Annotated in this window: 1 protein-coding gene; it reads left to right on the top strand. The window is 66.4% G+C overall.

The features are described 5' to 3' along the window. Positions 1-127: 127 nt before the first annotated feature. Positions 128-1537 carry an IS1380 family transposase gene (locus tag EUA06_RS22205; protein WP_129479873.1) on the top strand — a complete coding sequence of 470 codons (1410 nt, stop codon included), beginning with the start codon at positions 128-130 and terminating at the stop codon, positions 1535-1537. The last annotated feature ends 147 nt before the right edge of the window (positions 1538-1684 follow it).

Here is a 1684-nt window from a genome sequence, read left to right as displayed (position 1 = left end):
CCTTAGCCTCGATCCACCGATGAGGTTGGTCGGGTGAGCGTGCCGTGAAGTGAGAATGCCCTTACGTGCTGGAAGAATTTGACTTCTCTAGGGTCCAATTCACGCCATCACGAAGGGCATCTCGTAGATGCAACTTTGCCACACGCCCCGTGCGACCTCAGCGGTGTTCGATGATCCGAATCTCGTGTCGTCGGCCGGGCTGGTCCCGGTCCTCACGCTGGCCCAGTCCGCGGGGCTCCAGGAACTGGCTCAGACGCATCTGAGTGTCCCGACCGACAAGGGCGCGAACGCCGGACTGAAGGTCACCTCACTCGTCGCGGGAATGGTCGCCGGCGCGGACAGCATCGATGACATGGCGTTGCTTCGCCACGGCGGGATGGGGCGGGTGTTCGCCAACGCCTACGCGCCCTCGACCCTGGGTTCGTTCCTGCGCTCGTTCAGCTTCGGCCATGTCCGTCAGCTCGACGCGGTCGCCTCGAGGTTCCTGACCCGGCTGGCTTCCCAGGCACCGCTGGTCGCCACCTCAAAGGACTCCAGCGAGCGGGTGATGCTCGACATCGACGACACCATCATCGAGGTCCACGGCTACGCGAAGCAGGGTTCGAGCTACGGCTACTCCGGGGTTCGCGGACTCAACGCGCTGCTCGCGACCGTGTCGACCAGCGAGTCGGCGCCGATGGTCGTGGCCCAACGGCTTCGGAAGGGATCGTGCGGTTCGCCGCGGGGCGCGGCCCGGCTGGTCGCGGACGCGTTGAAGACCACTCGCACACTGTCGACGTCTTCGACCCAGCGGCCGTTGGTGCGTGCCGACTCCGCCTTCTACGGCTACGCCACGATCGGTGCTGCACTACGAGCTGGCGCCGATGTCTCGGTCACAGTCCGGATGGATCCCAAGGTCAAAGCCGCAATCGCCACCATCGACCAGGACGCCTGGACGCCGATCGAGTACACCGACGCCGTCTTCGACGAGCAGGCCGGTCGATGGGTCTCGCGGGCCGAGGTCGCCGAAATTCCGTTCACCGCGTTCACGTCCAAGAAGAAGGCCGAGCATGTCACCGGACGCCTCGTGGTCCGCCGGATCCCCGACCTCAACCCCAGCGCCAAGAACGGTCAGGAGACGTTGTTCGCCACCTGGCGCTTCCACGCGTTCTTCACCACCACCGACCACGACGTGGCCGACACCGTGGCCGCTGACAAGACCCACCGCGGCCACGCGATCATCGAACAGGTCCACTCCGACCTGAAGAACTCTGCGCTCGCGCACATGCCGTCCGGAGTGTTCAACGCCAACGCAGCCTGGCTCGTGCTCGCTGTGATGACGTTCAACCTCACCCGAGCCGCCGCGACCGTCACCGGCCCGACCCTGGCCAAGGCCACCACCGCGACGATCCGCCGCAAACTCATCGCCGTCCCCGCCCGGATCGCCTCCTCGGCACGACGGATCACCATCCACCTCCCGGTCGGGTGGCCCTGGCAGGACGCCTGGCGACGGCTCTTCGCTCACGGCCAAGACCCCCCGCCGATCGCTACCAGCTGATCACCGCGGCCGACACCCGGCACGACCCAGGACCCAACGGAACGACCCGGCAGCAAGGCCGGCACACAGCCACGCCCAGAGCTCGAAACCACGCCGCCCTCGCTACCGACGTACACCGAGGCAGGTCATCGGTGGATCGAGGCTTAG

Origin of the sequence: Nocardioides glacieisoli (assembly GCF_004137245.1) — a bacterium.
GTDB lineage: Bacteria > Actinomycetota > Actinomycetes > Propionibacteriales > Nocardioidaceae > Nocardioides > Nocardioides glacieisoli.
The sequence above is the reverse complement of the archived record's forward strand: the minus strand, read 5'-3'. Positions and strand labels throughout refer to the sequence as shown.